Origin of the sequence: Helicobacter mesocricetorum, assembly GCF_900198605.1 — a bacterium.
In the GTDB taxonomy this organism is placed as follows: Bacteria; Campylobacterota; Campylobacteria; order Campylobacterales; family Helicobacteraceae; genus Helicobacter_D; species Helicobacter_D mesocricetorum.
Window position 1 is genome coordinate 1 of the sequence record NZ_FZPJ01000071.1, and the last position, 3,177, is coordinate 3,177.

The window sequence follows — 3,177 nt, forward strand, 5'->3', positions numbered from 1 at the left end:
CTAGGATAAGTTCTGGATCTGGTGATTCGGCTACTAAGCTGTAACCCCCCCCCCCCCGCCACATAATTGCCCTCTTGTGCTGTGTTGTTTGAGGAAGTAGAAAGCCTTAAAAATTGTTTTATTAGTTTTAAAGGTTTTGGAGTATCGAAAACTTTTTGGTTATTAAATAAATTCAAAATTTCTTTTGTGGCGTCTGTTGTTGTGCCAAATTCTGTAAATATTGTGCGTGTTTTAATTACCTTTTGTTTATCTAAAACTTCATCAAAATAAATTATTTCATAAGGCGTTAATCTCCCCCTAGAATCTTCTTGCCAATAAATATGCTCTTCATCTAAAGTTTCAGGTTTTTTACGCCAACACCCATCAGCTCCATTTGGTGCAATAGGATAAAAATCATTACCATTTGGGTCTTTTATAGAATAATATAAAGTAGGTCTATCTGCTCTCAAAGAATGATTGCCCCATTTCTCAAGTTTTAGAATCTTTGCCTTTTTACCATTGATAATTTTGTTAAAATCTTTTTCATTTTGTTCTTGTGTTATATCGTTTATTCTCCACTCATATTTTTGATAGCACAAAATATATTCGTGTTCTTTTGCAAAATCTTGCGAATCTTGACTCCCTCCCTTTTTCTTTTGCCAAATAACATTAGCTACAAAATTCTCCTCTCCAAAAATCTCATCACAGAGAATCTTTAAATTTGCTTGTTCGTTATCATCAATAGAGATAAAAATCACTCCATCCTCTCTAAGCAAATCCCTTGCAAGCTTGAGACGCGGGAGCATAAAGGCAAGCCAGCCGCTATGGGATTTGCTCCCTGTGATATTGCGAAAAAATCTTAAAGTTTCAGATTCTACCCATTCTCCGTTTTCATCTTCAAGCAACAAGCCCACTTCGCGCAAAATTGCTTGATAGTCTTTTCTAAAATCATCGGGATAGATGAAATTGTCGTTTTTAGTATTATAGGGCGGGTCGATATAAATCATTTTGATTTTTTCACTATATGCGGATTTTAGGAGCTTTAGCACATCAAGATTATCTCCTCTAATAATAGCGTTTCGTGTATGCGTTGCATTGGGGCGATAAAGTGCTTCTGCGTTGTTAGAATCTAGTTTATGAGATTCTTCAGTCGTGCTACGCACTCCTTCAGAATGACAATTTATGCTTTTGTCATACTGAGGCTTTGAAAAAGCCGAAGTATCTCTTTTGTCTTGATGAGATTCTTCAGTCGTGCTACGCACTCCTTCAGAATGACAAGGGAGGGCTTGAGATTCTTCGGGCTTGTCGCCTTCAGTTTGACAATCACCTTTGTAAAGATATTTTGGGTAAAAGACCTCCTCTAGCTTTAGCTCTTTTGTAGTTGGAGTAGAATAAAGGGCATTAGCCAAACCCTTGCCGCTAAAGGTTAGCTCATAGCCTTGCATATCTGCCCTCTCACTTAAGCCCAAAAGCATTGCAATGGCTTTAAGGCTTACCACACCGTCGGCATTAATGGTTTGGGGGAAGTTTGTTTTGAGGTTTTCATAGAGGGGATTTTGCTCTTTTTTAGAATCTATAAGCTTTATGCCTAGCTCTTTTGCCTTGTCTTTGTCTATCATTTGCACTCCTTTAAGAATCTGTTTATCATTTTTATAAGACTTTTTATGTCGCTTTTTGTTGAATCATCTCTTGTTGAATAACCTCTTGCAAGACTTCTAGCAAGTTTTGCTTATTAATGCGGGTATTAAAAAGCACTTTGATATTTTTATCTTGCATACTTTCGTTTAGTTTTTCAAAAAACACTCTGGCATAATCAATCTTTTTTCTCTCTTGCTCTGGAATCTCACTTGCTTTATCATAGCCCTTGCTTTCACAGACAAAAAAGATTTTCTGCCCTTTGTCGTTTTTGAGTAAATAGGCAAAATCGGGTTCATAGTTTTTATAGGGTGTGGGGATACTAAGCTTAGGGAGCTTGGCAAAGATTTCTATTTGGTGATTGAGGATAGAGAGGTTATTTTCTAGGCTTATTTCTTCTTCGATTTTAGAATCACATACGGCTTTATCATAGAGATATTTATCGCTTGGGATACAATCTCGCCCATTGCTTTTGGCGATATATCTGCCTAGTATGTGCTTTTTTATGCTTTGCTTTGGCGTGCCATCTGCTAAATAGAGGATTTGGAATCTCTCGTTGCTAAAGATATTTTGTGAGAAATCATAGCTTACAGATTGGATCAAGTTTTTGTGTAGTTCCTCTTTGATACAATCTTGCAAAGCTTCAAAGGCTGTTTTGGGCGAATTGATAAAGCTTTGTTTGTTAAGTTGCGGGTGGTTATATATCTCTAGCAAGAATTTCAAGGGCAATTCCTCGTTGCTTCGTTTTTGGTTTTTGGCAAACTCGATGAGTAATTGTGGCAAGTTTTTATGCAAAGTGGGCAAATAATCTTTTGTCGCTATGCTTTCTAGCTTTTCTGGAATGATTCTATTGTTTTTGCTATCATAGATCTTTTTCTCATAGAGGATATTTTCTTTTGGGATAGTTTCGGCATTAAAAGATTTTACGATAGATTCTATTAAATTAGCTTGGTTGATGTTTTGATAGATAATTTGTGCTTTGGCGTTGATGCTCTGCCATAGTTCTTTAAATTCTTTGGCAAGGTTTTGCCTGATGTTTATTTCATCGGTCGTTTCATTATCGCCATTTGTTGCATATTCGTGCTTATTTTCTTTGGGCTTAAATGCCTCTAATACCTCTTTATAATGCCCTCCTAAAAGCTCTTTTATGCTCTCTGTTTGCATCGCATCATAGATTGGAGAGATGATTGCATAGACATTCCTATCCTCATCAAACTCTAAACAAGCCAAATCTTCTAGCTTGTCTAAAAACTTATTAATCTGTCGTTCGTTGAGGTTGAAGTGCTGCAAAGATTCTCGATTTAAAATACTGCTACCTAGAGAAAAGCTAGAATCTTCGATTTCTTTTTGTAAGCCCTCAAGAAAGCCTCTTTCCTTGCTGCTTACAATCATATCAAGATAATTGATAGCAAAAAATTCATTGTCGTTATAATCCACAAAAGAATGGGTAATGCGTTTGCCCTCGCTATTGACACAGAGCCTCAAGCCCCTGCCTACTTGCTGATGCCTGCTTGTCTCGCTGCTAGAATTTGCTAATTTGGTGAGCGTAAAGATATTTGGATT

At 36.8% G+C, this 3,177-nt stretch carries 2 protein-coding genes; both read right to left on the reverse strand.

The window, feature by feature from the left end; translation table 11 throughout:
• The coding region (locus tag C6H18_RS09680; RefSeq protein WP_233704129.1) for a site-specific DNA-methyltransferase at window positions 1-1,598 on the reverse strand (1,598 nt) is incomplete at its 3' end.
• A gap of 43 nt (window positions 1,599-1,641) precedes the next feature.
• The coding region (locus C6H18_RS09375) for a restriction endonuclease (RefSeq protein ID WP_456152199.1) at window positions 1,642-3,177 on the reverse strand (1,536 nt) is incomplete at its 5' end.